The organism is Ruegeria sp. (assembly GCF_965243365.1).
Taxonomy (GTDB): domain Bacteria; phylum Pseudomonadota; class Alphaproteobacteria; order Rhodobacterales; family Rhodobacteraceae; genus Ruegeria.
The window spans coordinates 809,007-827,239 of record NZ_CBDEUW010000002.1; the positions used below are offsets into that span (position 1 = coordinate 809,007).

Consider the following 18,233-nt stretch of genomic DNA (forward strand, 5'->3'; position numbering starts at 1 on the left):
CGCTTAGTCATTCATAGAAAAAGAGGGTGATCCATGTATCGCGAAGCAATCGATAAAGGTGGTCTGGCCGTTGTAACCGGGGCTGCAAGCGGTGTTGGCAAGGCCGCGGCCCAACGATTTATTCAGGACGGTCTGGGGGTCGTGCTGGTCGATCTGACGGGTGAGGCCTTGGACAGAGCTGAGGCGGAATTGCGCGATCAGGCTGGGACGTCCGTAATTGTTCAGGCGGTTCCGACTGATGTCACCGACGCCACTGCTGTGAATACCTTGGTGGATCAGGTCTTTGCGCTCGGCGAGGTGGCTGTCCTGATGAACAATGCCGGTATCGCGGTGCCGTCCGGCAGTTGGGAAAACGCGGAAAACTGGCGCAAATTGTTTGAGGTCAATCTTTTTGGCGTCATGAACGGTGTCCATGCTTTCCTGCCGCGTATGATTAAGGCGGCGCGTCCGGCTGTGGTGGTCAACACTGGGTCAAAACAGGGCATCACCACACCACCCGGAAACCCCGCCTATAATACCAGCAAAGCTGCCGTGAAGGTCATGACAGAAATGCTTGCGCATGATTTGCGGCAGGCCGAAGCGGATATCACCGCCCATCTGTTCGTGCCGGGATTTACTTATACTGGTATGATTGAGAAGTTCATGCCGGAAAAACCTGCGGCAGCTTGGACAAGTGAAGAGGCAATTGAGTATCTGCTGAGGCGCATGTCGGACGGGGATTTTTATATTCTTTGTCCGGACAATGATGTGTCCGAAGAGCGCGACCGCAAACGGGTTGAATGGGCTGCAGGAGATATTATCAACAATCGCCCGGCTCTTTCGCGATGGCATCCCGACTATGCAGATGCCTTTGCGGCGCACGAGGTCTCGGCATAGCCGGTCTCAAAGAGCGGTCAGGCATAGAGCCAGCGAAACAGTGACCAAACAACAAGGCTTACACCACTTCTAAATTCCTAGCGGACGTTTATTCCAAGCCCAGCATTGGTCAAAATGGGCTCACGGACGAAGCTGCTCGCGCGGCAATGGCGCTTGTGGCTGATGTTTCGCCCTGTTCCTGACGTCGTGCATTTTGTGAACTGACGAACCTGTCTGACGATTGAGGCTTTCTCAGTCGGCAGAGGAGGTTCCAATGACAGAGGAGAGAACAACACCGCTTCGGGAGCGGATGATTGAGGATATGCGCATTCGGGGTCTGGGACCCCAATCTCAGCGAGCGCATATCCGGGCGGTGAAGGATTTTGCCGGGTTTCTGGGGCGCTCGCCCGATACTGCGACGACGGAAGAGCTTCGGGCATATCAGCTTCACATGACGGATACTGGGGTCACGCCCTCGGTCTACAACGCGCGCATCACCGCCCTGCGCTTCTTTTTCTCGATGACCTGTGGTCGCGAGGAGATGAAGCGATACATGCGTTTCCGCACCCAGCCGCGCAAACTGCCCGCGGTGCTGAGCGCCGAGGAAGTTTCCGAGCTTCTGGCGGTGGCACCTGGCCCTGGGCTTAAATATCGTGCCGCGCTACGCATTTCGTACGGTGCAGGTTTGAGAGCTTCCGAGGTTTGCAATCTCACCACCGGCGATATCGACAGCGACCGGATGCTCATCCATGTCGCGCAGGGCAAAGGGTGGAAGGATCGCAAGGTCATGCTGTCGCCCGATCTGCTCGATCTTCTGCGGGACTACTGGTGCGAGGCCCGGCCCGAGGGATGGCTGTTTCCAGGCAAGCCGAAGATCAACCCGATCTCGCCACGTCAGTTGAACCGCGCCTTCACCTCGGCCAAACGCATGGCCGGGATCAACAAGCCCGCGACGCTGCATACCCTGCGGCACAGCTTCGCCACGCATCTTTTGGAAGCGGGGACGGATGTACGGGTCATCCAGGTGCTCCTTGGTCATGCCAAACTGACGACCACCGCCCAATATACCAAAGTCGCCACCAAGATGATCCGGGACACAGCCAGCCCGTTTGAGGCCCTCAAGCAATTGAACCTGCGAGCTCGTAACAAGCGACCGGGGTGAGACGCGGGCCTTGCCCCGTGCAAGGCTGGAGGTTGCTGACATATTCCGCAGATACGGCCCCGCGTGGCGGCGGGCCAATGCCGGGCATGTCAGTCTGAGACAGCTCAAGGTGATGTCGGCGATAGAGGCCTGCCGGACCGAGGCGCTCGGCGGGCATGTGGCGGCCTGCACCAAATGCGGCCACCAGCATATAGCGTATAACTCGTGCAAGAACCGGCATTCCCCGAAGTGTCAGGGCTCGGCAGCGCGCGACTGGATGGAGGCGCGGGCCGAAGACCTGCTGCCGGCCGAGTACTTCCACGTGGTCTTCACCCTGCCTGCAGAGATCGCGCGGATCGCCCTTTGGAACAAGCGAGCAATCTACGGCTTGTTGCTCAAGGTGTCGGCCGAGACTGTGATGACCATCGCCGACGACCCCAAGCGCCTCGGCGCGCGTGTCGGCATGACCAGTGTACTGCATACTTGGGGTTCGGCGCTGACGCATCACCCCCATATCCACATGATTGTGCCCGGCGGCGGCCTGTCTCCGGACAGCACAAAGTGGATCACCTGTCGGCCGGGGTTCTTTCTGCATGTCCGGGCTCTGTCACGACTGTTCCGACGGCTATTCCTCGAAGGACTGTTGGGTCTGCATCGGACCGGGCAGCTTGCCTTCTTCGGCGATCTGGCCGAACTGGCGGACGCGAACGCCTTCGCTGCATGGCTTGTCCCGTTCCGCAAATCCGAATGGGTCGTCTATGCCAAACCGCCCTTGGGCGGACCCGAGGCAGTGCTGGCCTATCTCAGCCGATACACGCACCGTGTCGCGATCTCGAACAGCCGCCTCGTCAGTGCCAGTGCCGACACCGTGTCATTCCGATGGAAGGACTATCGCATCAAACGAGGTGACCGCATGAAGGTCATGCGGCTCGACACAAACGAGTTCATCCGCCGGTTCTTGACGCATGTCCTGCCCGACGGCTTTCACCGCATCCGCCACTACGGCCTGCTGGCTTCGGTACAGCGCAAGGTCAATATCGCAAAGGTCCGCGTCCTGATCGGGGCAAGCACACCAGAGCAAGAACCTCCGCCTGAGGATAATCCCGCACCACTTACCCTGCGCGAGCCGTGCCTCTGTTGCGGTAGCTCGATGCGCATCATTGAAACGTTCCGGCGCGGCCAGGTTCCTCGATCCCGCGCTCCACCAAGGGAACAGGCCGCATGACCGAGTGCCAGTTCATCCCATCCATTGCAGACCGGTTGACTCAGCCAAACCGATCAAACCCCTTTGTGCGCAGCGAACCGGGAAGTCACGTAAAAGGCGCAAACCGTCAGCAGCCCGGGCTAAATCCAAGGAAAACACTCCGGTCAAAAGTGAAAACAACCGTTTTCAACCCCCACACCAATGCATCCGCAGCAGCCTCAAATCCAACCGGCAGTAAACTCTCCCCATAGACACCGCCAACCCCCGCGGCTTCCTCCCTGAGAGATTTTCCAACGCGGGCCACCATTACGGCCAAGCTGAAACCTCACATCCTGGCCCGCATCAGAAAATCTTCATCACAGCAGCCGTTGGCTACACTTCGCATGAATGTCGGCTTCCGACATTCAGATCAGATTAGTTTGGCCCGCTCCCCCTATCCTCTTCCCGTTAGTCGGAAGAAATTCCCTGATCATCATAGAAAAATTCCCTGTTAACCGATCTCGGGAAGTTCCACACAAGCGACTGATTTAATAAGTAACTTCGAGCCCCAAACCACCGCAAATGGCCCAAATCTATAAGTTATCCCTGTATTTTCCCTGTTAACAGGGAATTCTGCGTGAGACTGGATAGCCTGAGACTACGCGCACAGCCATAATTTTCCCTAATCTCACGCACTGAATATTTGGACGCCTATTACCGCGTGTTTTCAGCAGGTTATCATCCGGCTATTCCAGCTGAGACCTGAGTTTATGCGCAACAATGGTCGATTTCGGGTCGCAGTCTCAGTTCGCGATTCCGGCGGTACGAGTTTGGTGACTTTGGAAGAGTCTGTGGATCAGAGCGCAGCGAACTGCTTGTGCTGATCTGACCAGATAGCCGGGAAGCCGGACTTGATCAGGTAATCCGTGGTCAGGCCGACAGGCTGTTCGCCTGCAGTGATGGCCTCCAGAACATCAGGCGCCAGCATTGCCAAATCGACCACATCCTGCACACGGCGTTTGGACGTGCCCTCTGCTTCCGCGATTTCTGAGAACGTTCTGCCATCAATGATCATCGCCAACCATTGGCGTGCCTTGATGATGTTGCGGACAAGTGTCTGATCGATCTCAGGAGGCGGATCGCCCAAGTGCAATTTCAATTCCACGCCTCTGCGGCGCATCCGGAATGGCGCTTCAATCGATAGCTCCTCTGCATCGACCTGATCCGCCCTGCACTCCATCGTTCGGGCGAGTGCCCGGGAATCCAGTTGCACGGCCAAGACCCCCTGTCGCAGATCTGCCCTCTCAATCAGGCCGAGGCATTTCCTGACGGACTGGCAATCTCTGAGAAGCTCTGTTGCTGAAGCAATTTCGGTCGCCGACATATCCCGTGTCATTGATGTCGCCGCGTTCGATCGGCTCAAATGCTGTCTGACCACTTCGGCCAGAAGGCTCTCAAGCTGCTCTGCAGGCAGCCGCCACGCATCAGAATGCTTCTGACTGCGATCAGTCACCAGACGTCCGGAGATGTAGTAACGCAAACGCTTCCCATTTTTGCGACTATGACTGGGTGTCAGCCGATCTCCGGTCTCATCGAAGAGCTTTCCGGCCAGCGCTGATCGCGTTGCTTTCTGCTTTACTCCACGCTCCTTGGCTGCGCCATCTGTCAACAGCTGTTGCACGTGGGTCCAAACTGCCGGGTCGATGATGGCAGAGTGCTGCCCCTCAAAAACCTGCCCCTTGTGTCGGATGCGACCAGCATAGATAGGATTGCTGAGCAGGTGATGGATGTGTCCGCGGTCAAAAAACTTACCGCCTGTCACGCGTCCGCCCGGGCGTTCCCGGCGCCGGGACCGGAGCTCCAGTGCCTCCGCCTGCTCTTTCACGTCAAGAATACTCTGATGTTCCAGATAGAGATAAAAGAGCGTTCTGATGGTCTCAGCCTCCTTGTCGTCGATTTTAAGCGTCCGGCCGTCAGCCTGATATCCAAGCGGAACATTCCCGCCCATCCACAGGCCTTGCGTTTGGAGGCTGCAATTTTATCCCAGATACGCTCAGCGGTGACTTCCCGTTCGAACTGGGCGAAGCTGAGCAGCACGTTGAGGGTCAGGCGCCCCATGCTGGTAGACGTATTGAAGGACTGGGTAACTGACACGAAAGACGCGTCTGCCGCATCAAGGCGTTCCACCAGCTTTGCGAAGTCAGCAAGTGAGCGCGTCAGCCGGTCGATCTTGTAGACAACAATCTGATCCACGTGTTTATCGTCGACGGCCCTCATCAGCCGCTGCAGAGCTGGACGCTCAAGATGCCCACCCGAGATACCGCCATCGTCATAGTGGTTTGGCAGCAGCTCCCAGCCTTCATGTTTTGGCTGGCAACATAAGCTTCGCAGGCTTCCCGCTGGGCATCGAGTGAGTTGAAATCCTGCTCCAACCCCTCCTCCGAGCTTTTCCGGGTGTATATGGCGCAGCGGATACGTCGCATCACTGAACCCCAAAGAAGCGCGGGCCTGACCAGTGTGCCCCGGTGATATGCTTTGCGATGGCTGACAGGGAGCGCCACATCTTGCCGTCCATGACGAACCCGCGATCAACCACTTCAATCTGATAGGTGCGCCCGTTCCATTCCCGCACCAGATGTGATCCCGGTTTCAGAGTAGGTGGCGGTGTTTTACCCAACGCGATTTGCTTCAGTCGACGTTCTGTCTTCACAGATAACCCGCCCAGTTCCCGGTTCTGTAGTTCCCAGACCAAAACTCTTTTCATGAATTGCGGGGACAGGTATTTTGGCGGGGGTCGACCGAACACTTCCCGCCATCGATCAAGGCAGCCGGGGCGATCCAGGTGTTCAATGTCGTCGAATACCTTCGCAAGGTCACGGTCCGCGCGCGTAGTATCCATAGTTTCACCCCCCCTTCACGATCCGATACATCGTGCCTTTGTCAGATCCTGATCGCTCAATTGTATGTCCCGCCTTGCGCATCACCGAAATCGCCGCACGCGCGGAATGCGGTTGCCAGTCAAACGCCTTCTGAATCTGCGCAATCGTGGCACCAGACTTGTGGGACAGCAGTTTCTGTAACTGTTGCTGACGCGTCAGGTTGTTTCGGGCAGGTTTGGAGGGCGATGTTTTGATTTCTGTATCAGATGAAGTTGTCATTGATATCTCCACTTGGCGAACACAGGCTGATCCTGTGCCCTGTACTGAGTGGAGCCCGGCTGTTCCGGGCGAATCCTGACCGTCGTCAGTACCGCTTCTGTACAAGCCAAAGTCCAGTTGTTTGCCGAAAAAGGGCGTATTTCGTTGAACAATGCCCCCTGCGCTTCCTGCTTCGGTCCCATCATCACCAGTTCCTCCGCTCGTCGAGGGAATTGAATCAGCGACCTACTTCACGATCAAGCAAGAGTTTTTCAACGAAATAGGCCGTTCTACACAATTGGCTGACGGCGGAGCAGGGAACTGTGCTGCAATGGCATCGAGGTCCGGAATGAGCCCAATTTGACCAATGCTGCGCGACGCGCGAAGGTCGGCTGTGTTGCATCCCTTCGCCAGATCGCGGCGGAATAGAACGCGCGGGGCATCAATACTGCGCGGGGCGGCAAATGGCACGCGACCACCGTGCGGAATATAAAAATGGCGAAAAACAGTGCTGAGGCGGTTGCGGCCTAGAGATTACCCGTTCCGATTGTCATCCATCGCGTTCGACACGTTTGATTGGCATATTCCGGTCGTCTTTGCAGTTCCATCATCACGATATGAGAACCTACGACATTGATACCTTTGTTGCCCATCGGTGCGCCAGCTTCGGAAACGAGCGTTTCATAAAGCGAAAGGTTTTCTTTCTTTAGGACCAAACCAGTGTCTTCACGCCATGCGAACCAGAAATCATCTTCGGGATCGGTTTCTAACGCAAGCCCGTGAACTGTTGTTTCTGTGGTAAAGAACGGCCATGCGTCTCCAGGTAGTAGCGACCGTCCGTTTCTGAACTTTGGGACAATATCGGGTATGAAATATGGCCTGTTCAGGTCGATCAGGGCTTGCTTTCCGATATTCATACCGTTCGGAAGCTGAACGCAGTGTGTTGGGACCCCCCAAGAGAAGGCGATTGCAAAAATTGCAGCACATGTTCCGGTAACGAAAAGGACGCGGAATTTATCCATAGGTACTTCGCGCGGGGTCTAGGTAGATTTGCCCTTTCAGGGTTCCTGACCAATCGTCAGTTATTGAATAGGGCTCACCGGTTTGAACCCCAAGTCGTTGAGGTCCACGCGGTGGAAGGCGGGTGCGGCCTCTAAGGTAGTTATCTAGCGGCCTATGTATGTTCTCAAAAATCGTCTCGCGTGGATCAATGACCTCAACACCTATGTCAGCCGGGTCAGCAAATTCATCTCTTAAGTAGAAATTAAATGAGCCTTGTACGTTTAGAACGCCATGTTGCTCCTCTACGCTCCCCGTAAATTCACCGCCGATAACTGTGTCTCCAATGTTGAAAACGACACCTGTCATGCCATAGGTGTTATAAAATGTATCAAAGAAACTGCCATCGCGCTTCTCGCGAGCTACCCTCGCAACTTGGTCTTTAAGTTTTTTATCCACCAAAGCCATGTATTGATTGACTATTGCTCCTAATGCCAGCTCTGAGCCCATCTTACCCATGATGCTCAATGCGCGAGCAGCGGTTATGCGCAGAAGGTCGACTTTGCAATGTTCAATTTACGGTCCGTTCCGAGTGCACGGCTAGATACAGACGTATTGCGGTCGTCCGGCTCCTGTTGCCGGTGCAGTAGGTCGCCTCCCTTGAGTGTATTCATCAGAAAAGCTCGCCTTCTCTTCAAAAAGCCCATTTGAGTCCTGCCCGGACGAAGGGGCCTTGCGCGTCACTGCCGATCTCCTGTTCTGCGGTTAGTTCCAGTTCAATCCCTTGGGACAGGCCGTGCTCGTACCCCACTGCAATGCTACCGCCCGTGAAATCAGTAGCGGCGAACGTAAGGGCTTGAGCGTCCGAGAATACTGTCACATTGGTTTCCGTATCACCAAGGCCTCTGCGCACAACCCCGGCGAGTTGGCCTTTCAGCACTCCGCCACCCTTGAGGGTCAAGCTGGGTTCGATGCCCAGGCGCGCCTCGATAACTTCTGTGGTGGTATCGCTCACCGTGGCATTCGCCGAGGATCCGGTTTCTGTGTATCCGTCATCCTTTTGTTGGGTATAGCGTGCCTCGAAGAACCCAAGCAAATCAACATTTCGGCTTAGATCGAAGGCTTTCTCAACAGCCAGATTGGCCGTCAGCAAGCGACTGTTGTAGTCCGCCGTCGCGTCAGCACTGCCCATAATCTGGCGGGTGCGGCTGGTCGAAAGCCAACCAAACCCGAGGCCGCCTTCCACGGTCCAAGACCCGTATTGGCGCCCCAACGCAGCATCGATATAGACGCCTGTGGTGTCAAAGTCTGGCGTATCGCCACTACCATCTGCTCGGAAGACACCCAGACCTGCCGCAAAAGCCAAACCGTTATCTGTCTGGCCGGAGAACCCTGCTTCACCGTCAAAAACAGAAACATCCGTGGTGTGACCACCATCTGTATCGAACTGCCTGTATTCCGCGTCGATCAGTACGAATGGGCGCAGACCCAACCCGCCCTGACGGTTGCCCAAAGAGAATCCACGCGTCACCTCTGACGGCACATCATAGGTCAGGGCGGCTCGGCCGTTGCCGACGATATCCCCATAAAACGCCACAACGTCGTCCGAGGGGGCAAGGTCGGCGACCTTCGCAGCGGCATAGATCGGATTTGATCCACTCTGATCCTCAACAAACCAAGCGAAGCGGTCATCAGAAATGCGTGTTGAAAACGTTCCAGCATCGGGGTTCGCATCTTCGAAGCGGAAGATATTGCTGCGCCCCCGGGCATTGAGATTGACATCATGCGCGTTGACCCGGATCAGCCCGGTCACGTCATCTTCTGTATCGAGGTTCAATGTACCGCTGCCACCCTCAAGAAAAATCGCGTAGGCATCGCCCGAGTTGGAGAACGCGGCGATCTGACCGACATCCGTGATCTCGCTGTCGAATGTTTCAATGTACAGTCCGTAGGCCTGGCCGCCCGACGTCGCCGTGATCGATCCGGTATTCGAGAATGCGCCTGACACCGATCCCAGACGCACGCCGTACGCCTCCGCAGACCCGCCTTCGCTTCGGGAAATAGCTTCGATACTGCCCGAGTTCTCAAAGTCACCGATCAGATCGCCAGCTATAAAGTATCCGCGCGCTGTCGCATCCGTTCCGTCCGCGCGCACGTAGACTGTGCCGCTGTTGTTGATCGTCCCAGTCATGTTTCTGCTAGAGACGCTGAAACTCTCAGCAAGCGCATTGCCATCTGTGGCCGTGGCAATCAACTCTATCGAACTGGAATTGGTGAAATCGCCGGTAAACTCCCGGTGCAGGTGATAGCCGCGGGTCGTCGCGCTGTCCCCGCTCGCCTGCAAATTCAATGCACCGCTGTTGTCGATCATGCCATTCACGTTGCCATTGAAGACTTCGAGGCCATAGGCCTCTGCCAGGCCGTCAACAGTTGTCGCGATGATGCTGGCTGAACCGGAATGGACGAAACTGCCGGTCAAGCCTTGAAATATCTCGAAGCCGTAGGCTAAGGCTCTGGTTTGTCCTTTGGCATTCAAAGACAAAGCACCGCTGTTCACGATGTTGCCCGTCACCCCCCTGCTGGTGATGTTAAGACCGTCGGCCGAAGCAAGTCCGGTGTCGGATGTTGCTTCGACTATAATCGACCCGGAATTGATGAAATCGCCCGTCAAGCCTCGCTGAATGCGAAAGGCATCTGCCCCTGCGCTTCTGTTCATGCCCAAGGCGTCGGAGCGCACAATCATCGTTCCGCTATTGTCGATCGTGCCGTTCACGCCATTTAGGGCGAACAGGCCAATCGTATTTGCAGAGTTGTTTGACGACGAAGCTGTCGCCTGAATGGTCCCGGAATTGTCGAAATCCCCATTGTTTACAGCCAAGAATCTGTAACCGATTGACGAAACAATACCCGCCCCGTCAGCCTGAGTGGCAACCATACCGGAGTTGGTTATTCTAGCTCCCTCAGAAACGGCACCGGCGAAATCGAAGGCGTAAGTTCGAACATTACCTGACGGTCTGCCTGAATCTACGTTGACAACCCCATTGTTAACAATCTGGGCGGTACCGGCGAGGCTTTGCGTGATTTCCGCGCCCCAAGCCCGCTCAACTCCGAATTGACCTGTAATCGCACCGTTGCTGATGAACGCACTTGAATAATTTGCGACATCTATCGTCACCAAGGGCGCACTGGCCGAGGCGACATTGATCGCCCCGTTGCTCGTGATGGTCACTTCTTCGTTTGTCGTGACATCCAGAGGTGTCGTCTGCGGCACATCTATAATTGTCTGCGCCCGAACGGACCCCACAGAGAGCGCCGGGACAGTCACGATGGCAAGGAAGAGGGAAGGCGCCATGCTCGCCACTTTGCCCTTCATCTTAAGCACCCGGCCGCCGCGTACAGTTCGCCCATCGAGGTTGGATTTCGTCTCTCTGCTCATGTCTGCCCATTCTTCTTTTCTTGTCACGGCAGACACTCACCGTTTCAGACAAAAGGCTGGTTTCACGGCGCTGATTGGAATCTGCCAACGCAGGTCCCATATTCAATCCGGTGCGAAGCTTCATTGTCACAGAGTCTCATTTTCGCGAGTTCCAATAGCTTTATTGTCTCACGCTATGCAGGCTCGTTCGATGCGTCGCCCGTGTGACTGCGGGCCAAGGCGTTGCGAAAATGCAGTTATCTTTGGCTTTTGGCGGAGTCCGAAGAAGTTGTTATTTTAACATCGCGGAAGAAAGGGATATCCAAAGCACTCGAATGACCGAGGCCGACAGTTTCGCTTCGCGTAAAAGGCGACTAAATTTTCCTTAAAAGCCACTCATGCGCGGTGTTGGAATGCACGAAATCAAACAGAGAAACTAATTTAGCTATGCTTTTTGATCATACCGTACCGGCCTATAGCTCGTTGGACCCGATACCGTCCCTTGGAATTGATGGAAGCTTGCCAAAAGACCTGCAATTGCAGACTGCGGTGGACCGGTATCGCAGTATTTATGACATCGATGCAGCGTTCAGGATTGATGACGTCAATATCGACACCGATCTTTGGGTCTCTGACAGTTTTGCTTTGGCGCGGAGCCGTTGGGATGGTGTTACGTTCAGACGCCACCCTGATCGGCATTGGGGCAAAGAAATCCTGCAAGTTGGAACCATTCTGTCTGGCTACACGAAATGCGACACGAGTGCTGCCGTCCAGAAAAATGCAGTTACGGTCCGCACGATGGACATAGAAGAGGCCGACACTGTGTTTGGTGCACATATGGCAAATTTCTACTTGCCTTTTGAGATCATCGGCTATGACCCGTCTCTTCACAAAGAACAGTTCGATTTCGGTTTAGAAAGTTCCAAGGGCCGGTTGATCGGCGCGGCCATTTTAGATGTGACCTCTCGTATGCCGTATACAGCGTCTCAGGACGTCCCGGAAATGGTTGAGGAAATAACGGATCTTTTCCGCGATGTGATCTTGAAGAACCGAAAAGAGGTGAACCGCCAGAACGTTGCCCGCGCGAGGCGGCTTGCGATGAATGCCTTCATCGACCAGTGCATTCGAAGCAGATCGCTTGGCGCTGCGACCTTGACACAGGAGTTTGGGGTATCGCGGGCTGCACTCTACCGGATGTTTGAAGAGGATGGCGGCGTGCACTCATACATATCAAAACGCAGATTGTATCACACGCTTTTGTCCTTGAAGAACGGGCCCCTTACTCGTGGTGCGGTACGAAGGGTGTCTGAACAATATGGTTTTGTGGACACCGCGACTTTCTCTCGTGCTTTCAAAAAAGAGTTCGGGTTTAACGCCTCGGAAATGTTGGAACTATAAGTCTGCGGTGAGCCAGACACTTAAGCTGCCACAAAATCAGGATCATATATTATCGGTTTGGCTAGAGTAGGATGTTATACCGCCCTTTTGAACCGGGCCTTGGTAAAGCAGCGCGCCAAAGGGTTGACGTGCTTGTCAGCTTGGGATTTCGAATTGGCCGTGAACACCAGCAGGTCTCAAATAGTAGTCGTGAACCTAAATGTATGTGGCGTAAGCGCTCTCGATTGTCCGAGAGAGGTCCAACCAAATGGCCGCATTTACGTTAATTTATAGTTTAGTTTCATCAGCGGGGAAATTCTACTTGCTGCCGAAACTGCAGATCGGGCATGTCCGCTATGGGGCTACGGCTGCTCTTAAGGCAGAAACTGCGGATGGCCGCAAAGTCCGCAGATAGTGAATTCGATCTTCACCGGATTTCGCATTTGCGGCGAATGACTGGTCCGGTGATACTGCGCTGCCGCGACGGCAAATGCGTTCAAAATCCGCTAAGGGCCGCCAATGAAAGCGGCCCAACGGTACTAGATTTCAATGGCTTCGGCGATAGCTAGGGCGTCTTCAAGCTCGACGCCCAGATATCTGACTGTGCTGTCCATCTTCGTATGTCCAAGAAGCAACTGCACGGCGCGCAGATTGCCAGTCTTCCTGTAATCTGGGTTACTTTGGTTCGCCGCACTGAATGCGTTCCGTATGCACTTGCCGCAAGGCCAATGAATGTTACCCAATCACGGACGATCCGTGCATACTGACGCATTGAAATTTGCAGGCGCTCATGGAAGCGGCCAGGCCAAAGATACTCCGAACCAACCATAAGTTCATCCTCCGTCCGCTTTTCGACTGAAGCACGCGTGCCCTCGGAAGTCTCGAAGCGGACTGGTTTCTGAGTTTTGCTTTGCAGGACGGAGGCGCGCTCTTTGATCTGTCCCGATGCCATCACGTCGACGACTTTCATTCTCACTAGATCACAACCGTGAAGTTTGCTGTCGATTTCCATATTGAAAAGCGCGAGGCCGCGATGGTTCTCGGCCAGTTCAAGTCGAACTCGGATCGCCCAGACGTGCTTTGGCTTCAACGGTCGTTTCTGGCCAACGATACGTCCTTTGTTCCAAGCTGGGCGACGCGCGAATGGCTGGTAAGTTTGGTGTTTCCATGACTGATCCTCCGATCCGCCATGCCCTTCCAAAGCGACAACCCGACGTTGACACGGACGTCATACCACAGGAGGCCGCGTCGCTTCCGATGTCAGCAGTGAGCCCAAAGCGAGCTTTCGAATCCAGGCGAGGCGACGTCTGAACGGCTAACAGATCGAAAGCTTCGGCGCGAGCGCCATAAAAGCTCTTTTGTTTTCAATACCGTTTCCGAAAGTTCATTCGCCGCTTCGCTCGGACGGGATTTCGTTCAGCGATTTAAGTATTTCATCGGCGTGGCTTTTATCTGAAAACAGCGCTCGAAACAATGTATCCAGAGGATAGTTTGGCCAGGCTTCGTCCAAGAGCAGCATGGTCGCTCTTGCTTGTTCATAGTCGCCGAGTTGTTGGTATCCTGCAGCAAGATATCCAATTGAAATCGCGCTTACAGGATCACCCAGCCTGATTGCCTCATTAAATCGATCCACGGATTCTTGGTAGTTTCCGAGATGAAAACTGGCCGACGCCAACACGCTTCTGTACGGAAACCTTCGGTTGTTTGGATCGATGCCTTGCGCGCGATTGGCGGAGGTAATGGCGCGCTCAAATTCACCACCAAACAGTGCAAACAAGGCATCAAAATTTGTGACATGAATGTCGTCCGGACCAAGGCTGGTTGCGCGCGCTGATTGTGCGAGGGCTGCATCAAATTCGCGATGGGCGAATGAAACCAATGCAAGCGCCGAATGGCTCCACCCTTCGTCGGGAGCCAATTCAACGGCCCTGTCTGCACGAGCTCTTGCGAGCTTCAGCAAGTCACCCTTTTCATCACCGGGCGGCACCGTGATTGCGAGAATACTTGTCGCCTGTGCAGAGCCTGCGAAGCCGCCGAAATACGTCTCATCCAGTTCAATGGCGCGCTCAAACATCCCACGCACCGCTCGTAACCGTTCGCGATCCAAAACCGGAAACATCAAGGGGCGCGCCTCGGAGGCAAGGTTTAGGGCTTGTAGTTTTGTAGGATTCGTCGAAAACAGCGCTTCTCGAACGGCTTGCTGTTTCAAGGTGTTTCCCAACTGGACATCACCATCTTGAGGTACGTCTGGCGCTTTGAAATAGGCCATCCCTCCAATGGTCAACGCCGCCAAAACCATCGCTCCGGGAAAAACATATCTCAACCGCAATACATTTTGGGCATCGTCGCGCTCGGTTTCTAACAGCTCGAACCGGGGCACATATCCTCCGGGGTCGACATGAATGCGCAGGTGCTGCAGTTTGCCGGAATTCGTGTAGTAATTGGCCAGCCGTCGTCGCATTCGACCAGCGTCAACACGCACGACAGCCATCGGGTCGCTGCCAGCGTCCAGCGATCTACCGTAGACGTCCTCGGCAATAGATTTGGCGCGAATGTCATCGGCCTGCCCCATCAGGTACTTTTCGACGACATAGCTCAGAAAGGACTGCAGACGCTCTGCGCCATCAAATTCAGGGCTATCCAGAATCGCCCTCAACGCCTGTCGGATTTCGCTATCCGGCGGCATTGGCCTGTCCGGATCATGACCCGCATTTGTCTGCAAACTTGTTAACGACATCCTGCTGCCAGTTTCAGAAGCTTGGTAAGTCACTGAAAATAAACATGTTACGTCGTAACATACGTTAAGATACCTGAATATGTAAATAGATTTCGGCGATACTGGCCGCGAAAGGAGGGGGATGCGCTTAGTCGCTGGGCATCAATTCGGATTTTTCCATTTGGAGATCACTATGGATACGCTGTCGATGTTGTTTCCGGATCGGATGAACGAAATCGGACGCTTGCGAAGCGTGGACACAGTGTTTGCGCAAATCTGCGCTGACTATGAAAACCTGAATGCCCTGCTGCCCTGCGATACCAGCGATCCAACCTACTCAGACTTAATCAATAGCCTTCGGGGACTTGAGGACGAAATTCAACTCTACCTCACGTCCGGATCAAAGCCACCCGAAGGCTGACCAGAACACAGCAAAGGCGATCCAAATGCTGGCCAATCTATTGTTCTACGTCGGGCTGATCATATCGTTGACCATAGGGTTCATGTATTTCCGCGACCTCGGCGACATCAGCCAGATGGTATTGAAGGTGAAGCGGAACAACATGATCCGCTTTATTCGGAACGAACAGACCTACCTGGCCGCCGGAATAGGGGCGCTGGTCCTGATGCTGGTTGGCCATTTGATGGGCGGCGGCCCCGGTTGGCTGTTTTTCCTAGGCATGCCGGCTGTGGCCTTACTGATCATCTTTCTGTTCGTCTTCCCTTGGGTTTGGGTGCATATCGGTCTGCGCAATCAGCAAAACAGCGCGCAGTATTTCCCGATCTCGGAGGCGCGCGATTTTATCAACCCATCCGCAAGCGTTTTAGTTATCGAAAACAATGGCCACGCGCGTGCGCACTCCGACGCACAATTGATGCGCCCGCATCTGGCGGGGAATGCGAAGGGCTTGGGTGGCGACGACATCGTGATGACCTATTGCGCGATGGCAAATCTTGGTCTGGCTTACAAGCCCGTCGTCGATGGCAAGAGACTGGATCTGGAAGTACTGGCCCAGCATGGCAACAATCTGATCCTGCGCGACAACACCACCGGTGAACCGATCCAACAGATATATGGCCACTTCGACAGCGATACCTCAAAGCAGTCCGCGATGCAGCCTTGGCCGACCTTCCGGATGAGCTTTCGCGGCTTTCAGAAGGCCTACCCTGATGGAGAGGTGTTTCTGAACAAACCGTCTTCGAACCCATTTCTACGGCTGTTCGATATGTTTACCGAAACCGTGTTCTCCTCGGGCATTGCAAAGCAGCATCAAGAAGCTGCGCCTGTCATGGATAACATGAGCCATAGCGATGATCGGCTTCCGAATAAAACCTATGTTTGGGGCGTTACGATCGATAACGACGCAGTGTGCTGGACTGATGACTTCATTGCAGAGCATCATGGGCTGATCAACGCCACGCTGGGCGGTCGCGATATCGTGGTGTCATATGACCCGACTTATGAAAGCGTCGGGGCCTGGTACAATGACAGCGGTGCGCCAGTCACCAAAATCGATTTCTTTGGAAATGCAAACTGCGGAAAGCTGAACCGCGTTGAAACCCTGCGGTCAGGGATGTTCTGGCATGTTTGGGTCGAGTTCTTTCCCGACACCGACATCAACCGCACAAATGCGGAGCAAGCTGGCCCCCGCCACCCACAAGACACCAGCAAATCCAAAACTCAACCAACACCGGAGCAGAACCAATGAGGAGCACCGAAATGAAACACCGGATTGGCCTATCGGCGCTCATCTGTCTCGCGGCAAGCATCGCGACAGCGCAGGACGCGCCCATCGTCCATGATGCCGAGTATTACATCCTCGAAGCGCAAAACGCGGAGCAATGGGCGGCGGACAATACCGAGGTCGATCGGTTATTGGAGCAGTTCCAAATTTCGAACGGAGGTAAGCCGCCGAATATCCTCAACATTCTGATCGACGATATCGGCTTTGGCGATCTGGGCATTCCCGAACTCAATGCCGTGCGCGGGTATTCTACCCCAAATATCAACGACTTTTCCGATCAGGCGATGCGGGTGGTCCGCATGTACACCGAACCGTCGTGCACACCAACACGGGTCGCAATGATGACTGGGCGGCTACCGGTTCGGATGGGGATGGGCGATACCACCGTAGACATTGCTGGGTTCGGTTTGCCCGCAAATGAGGTCACACTGGCCGAGGTTCTATCTGAAGCTGGCTATGCGACGGCCCATGTCGGCAAATGGCATATGGGCGACATTCCGGAAGCCTGGCCTCACAATCAAGGTTTCGACTGGGCTGGCTTCCCGGTGCATCAGCAGGGGCAACTGACCATCTTCAATGACGATGCGATCAAAGAACAAGTTTCGGTTGGAATATCTGACTTCGATGACCGGTTCGTTCTGGACGATTTCTTTCGTCCCGACCCGGCCGCCATGGTCACTGGTCTTGAAGCAGAAAAAGGCGAAATCGCACGTGAAGTTGATATGACAGCGGGCGAGCGCTGGACCGCCGAAAAATATGACGCCATGAACCAGCGCTATCAAGATCAAACGCTCGAAAAGCTGCGAGAGCTTGCGGGCGGTGACAAACCCTTTTTCCTCCAATACTGGCCGCTGATCCCGCTCGATAACACGCGCTCTGGCCGTTCGGGGCCTCAGTCTCCAAATGGCGGACTTTACGTGGACAAAATGCAGCTTCTCGATAGTTGGCTTGGAGATATTTTCAACGAGATGAAGGCTCTGGGTCTTACGGAGAACACCATCGTTGTGGTGATGGGCGATAATGGTCATTTCACCAAATACTCTCCCCAATCTGGTTTCACCCCAATGGTTTTCGCTGGCGGCAAAGGCGACGTGTCCGAAGGCGGTATTCGGGTGGACAGTTTTATTCGCTGGCCAGGAATGATCGAAGCTGACGGGATCGTTGGCGACATTGTTCATGTCTCTGATCTCTACACCACGCTTGCGCGGTTTGCGGGTGCGGAGTCGAAAATCCCGCGAGATCGGTTGGTGGACGGTGTTGATCAGTCTGCCCTGCTGTTGCTGGGCGAAACCAAAGGCCGACGGGATCACTTGATCGTCTATTCGGTCAATTCACCAAAGGCGATTATCAAGGATCAGCTAAAGCTGCGCATACCGGGGGCTGGCGAAAGCGCGATCCTTGCGGACTTCTTTGACGTCTACCGCGACACGCACGAAAAATATCCGGTCTCTACCGAGGTCGGGGCCTGGGGCGGTCAAGAGTTTGTGCGCATTCTCGGACGGCATTTGAAGCGAAAGGAAAAGTACCCAGATATCGAACCCGCGCGCGGCGTCCCTTATGAAGGCATTGAAAATCTGCGTCCCGAAACGCAGGCCGCTGTGGAGGCGTTCCTGCTCAAACAATCCTCAGTCAGCAAGTGATCAGAGCGGTTTGCGTTCAAGTAAA

16 protein-coding genes and 1 pseudogene are annotated in these 18,233 nt (G+C 54.8%); 7 read left to right on the forward strand and 10 right to left on the reverse strand.

What is annotated here, in order from left to right:
* Window positions 1-33: 33 nt before the first annotated feature.
* The 3 genes from ACP0GE_RS07690 (at window position 34) to ACP0GE_RS07700 (ending at window position 3,221) form a co-directional block, all read left to right on the forward strand.
* Entirely contained in the window at window positions 34-876 is an 843-nt protein-coding gene (locus ACP0GE_RS07690; RefSeq protein WP_424831395.1) for an SDR family NAD(P)-dependent oxidoreductase, read from the forward strand.
* Window positions 877-1,129: 253 nt separating this feature from the next.
* Entirely contained in the window at window positions 1,130-2,017 is an 888-nt protein-coding gene (locus tag ACP0GE_RS07695; RefSeq protein ID WP_424831396.1) for a tyrosine-type recombinase/integrase, read from the forward strand.
* 10 nt (window positions 2,018-2,027) lie between these two features.
* A complete protein-coding gene (locus ACP0GE_RS07700) occupies window positions 2,028-3,221 on the forward strand; it encodes an IS91 family transposase (protein WP_424831397.1) in 1,194 nt (397 codons plus the stop codon).
* Between the two features lie 814 nt (window positions 3,222-4,035).
* Here the strand turns inward: ACP0GE_RS07700 and ACP0GE_RS07705 are convergent.
* The 8 genes from ACP0GE_RS07705 to ACP0GE_RS07740 form a co-directional block, all read right to left on the reverse strand.
* Window positions 4,036-5,136, reverse strand: coding sequence for a recombinase family protein (locus ACP0GE_RS07705; protein WP_424833826.1), 1,101 nt, complete (start codon window positions 5,134-5,136; stop codon window positions 4,036-4,038).
* Entirely contained in the window at window positions 5,061-5,780 is a 720-nt protein-coding gene (locus ACP0GE_RS07710; protein ID WP_424831398.1) for a recombinase family protein, read from the reverse strand. The genes ACP0GE_RS07705 and ACP0GE_RS07710 overlap by 76 nt, the downstream gene beginning before the upstream one ends.
* Window positions 5,662-6,078, reverse strand: a complete 417-nt coding sequence (locus ACP0GE_RS07715) for a DUF2924 domain-containing protein (RefSeq protein WP_424831399.1) — start codon at window positions 6,076-6,078, stop codon at window positions 5,662-5,664. Before ACP0GE_RS07715 ends, ACP0GE_RS07710 begins: the two co-directional genes overlap by 119 nt.
* A 4-nt stretch (window positions 6,079-6,082) precedes the next feature.
* On the reverse strand, window positions 6,083-6,337 hold the full coding sequence (locus ACP0GE_RS07720) for a DUF3489 domain-containing protein (RefSeq protein WP_424831400.1): 255 nt from the start codon (window positions 6,335-6,337) through the stop codon (window positions 6,083-6,085).
* Complete coding sequence (locus ACP0GE_RS07725) at window positions 6,334-6,522, reverse strand: hypothetical protein (RefSeq protein WP_424831401.1); 189 nt, start codon at window positions 6,520-6,522, stop codon at window positions 6,334-6,336. The genes ACP0GE_RS07720 and ACP0GE_RS07725 overlap by 4 nt, the downstream gene beginning before the upstream one ends.
* Window positions 6,523-6,843: 321 nt before the next feature.
* A complete protein-coding gene (locus ACP0GE_RS07730; protein ID WP_424831402.1) occupies window positions 6,844-7,338 on the reverse strand; it encodes a hypothetical protein in 495 nt (164 codons plus the stop codon).
* Window positions 7,331-7,834: a hypothetical protein gene (locus ACP0GE_RS07735; RefSeq protein ID WP_424831403.1), complete on the reverse strand. Its 504-nt coding sequence runs from the start codon at window positions 7,832-7,834 to the stop codon at window positions 7,331-7,333. The genes ACP0GE_RS07730 and ACP0GE_RS07735 overlap by 8 nt, the downstream gene beginning before the upstream one ends.
* A 175-nt stretch (window positions 7,835-8,009) precedes the next feature.
* Window positions 8,010-10,751 carry an autotransporter domain-containing protein gene (locus ACP0GE_RS07740; RefSeq protein WP_424831404.1) on the reverse strand — a complete coding sequence of 914 codons (2,742 nt, stop codon included), beginning with the start codon at window positions 10,749-10,751 and terminating at the stop codon, window positions 8,010-8,012.
* Between the two features lie 387 nt (window positions 10,752-11,138).
* On the opposite strand from ACP0GE_RS07740, the gene ACP0GE_RS07745 reads away from it, so the two are divergent.
* Complete coding sequence (locus tag ACP0GE_RS07745) at window positions 11,139-12,128, forward strand: helix-turn-helix transcriptional regulator (protein ID WP_424831405.1); 990 nt, start codon at window positions 11,139-11,141, stop codon at window positions 12,126-12,128.
* A 518-nt stretch (window positions 12,129-12,646) separates the two neighbouring features.
* Here ACP0GE_RS07745 and ACP0GE_RS07750 read toward each other — a convergent pair.
* Together ACP0GE_RS07750 and ACP0GE_RS07755 are read right to left on the reverse strand one after the other, a co-directional pair.
* Window positions 12,647-13,276 (reverse strand): annotated as a pseudogene (locus ACP0GE_RS07750) (tyrosine-type recombinase/integrase).
* A gap of 215 nt (window positions 13,277-13,491) precedes the next feature.
* Window positions 13,492-14,793, reverse strand: a complete 1,302-nt coding sequence (locus ACP0GE_RS07755) for a tetratricopeptide repeat protein (RefSeq protein WP_424831406.1) — start codon at window positions 14,791-14,793, stop codon at window positions 13,492-13,494.
* 223 nt (window positions 14,794-15,016) lie between these two features.
* Between ACP0GE_RS07755 and ACP0GE_RS07760 the strand changes: the two genes are divergently transcribed.
* From ACP0GE_RS07760 to ACP0GE_RS07770, 3 genes are read left to right on the forward strand one after another with little or no spacing between them, the layout of a single operon-like run.
* On the forward strand, window positions 15,017-15,244 hold the full coding sequence (locus ACP0GE_RS07760) for a hypothetical protein (RefSeq protein WP_424831407.1): 228 nt from the start codon (window positions 15,017-15,019) through the stop codon (window positions 15,242-15,244).
* 25 nt (window positions 15,245-15,269) lie between these two features.
* Window positions 15,270-16,532: a DUF3179 domain-containing (seleno)protein gene (locus tag ACP0GE_RS07765; RefSeq protein ID WP_424831408.1), complete on the forward strand. Its 1,263-nt coding sequence runs from the start codon at window positions 15,270-15,272 to the stop codon at window positions 16,530-16,532.
* A gap of 11 nt (window positions 16,533-16,543) precedes the next feature.
* A complete protein-coding gene (locus tag ACP0GE_RS07770) occupies window positions 16,544-18,208 on the forward strand; it encodes a sulfatase-like hydrolase/transferase (RefSeq protein ID WP_424831409.1) in 1,665 nt (554 codons plus the stop codon).
* The last annotated feature ends 25 nt before the right edge of the window (window positions 18,209-18,233 follow it).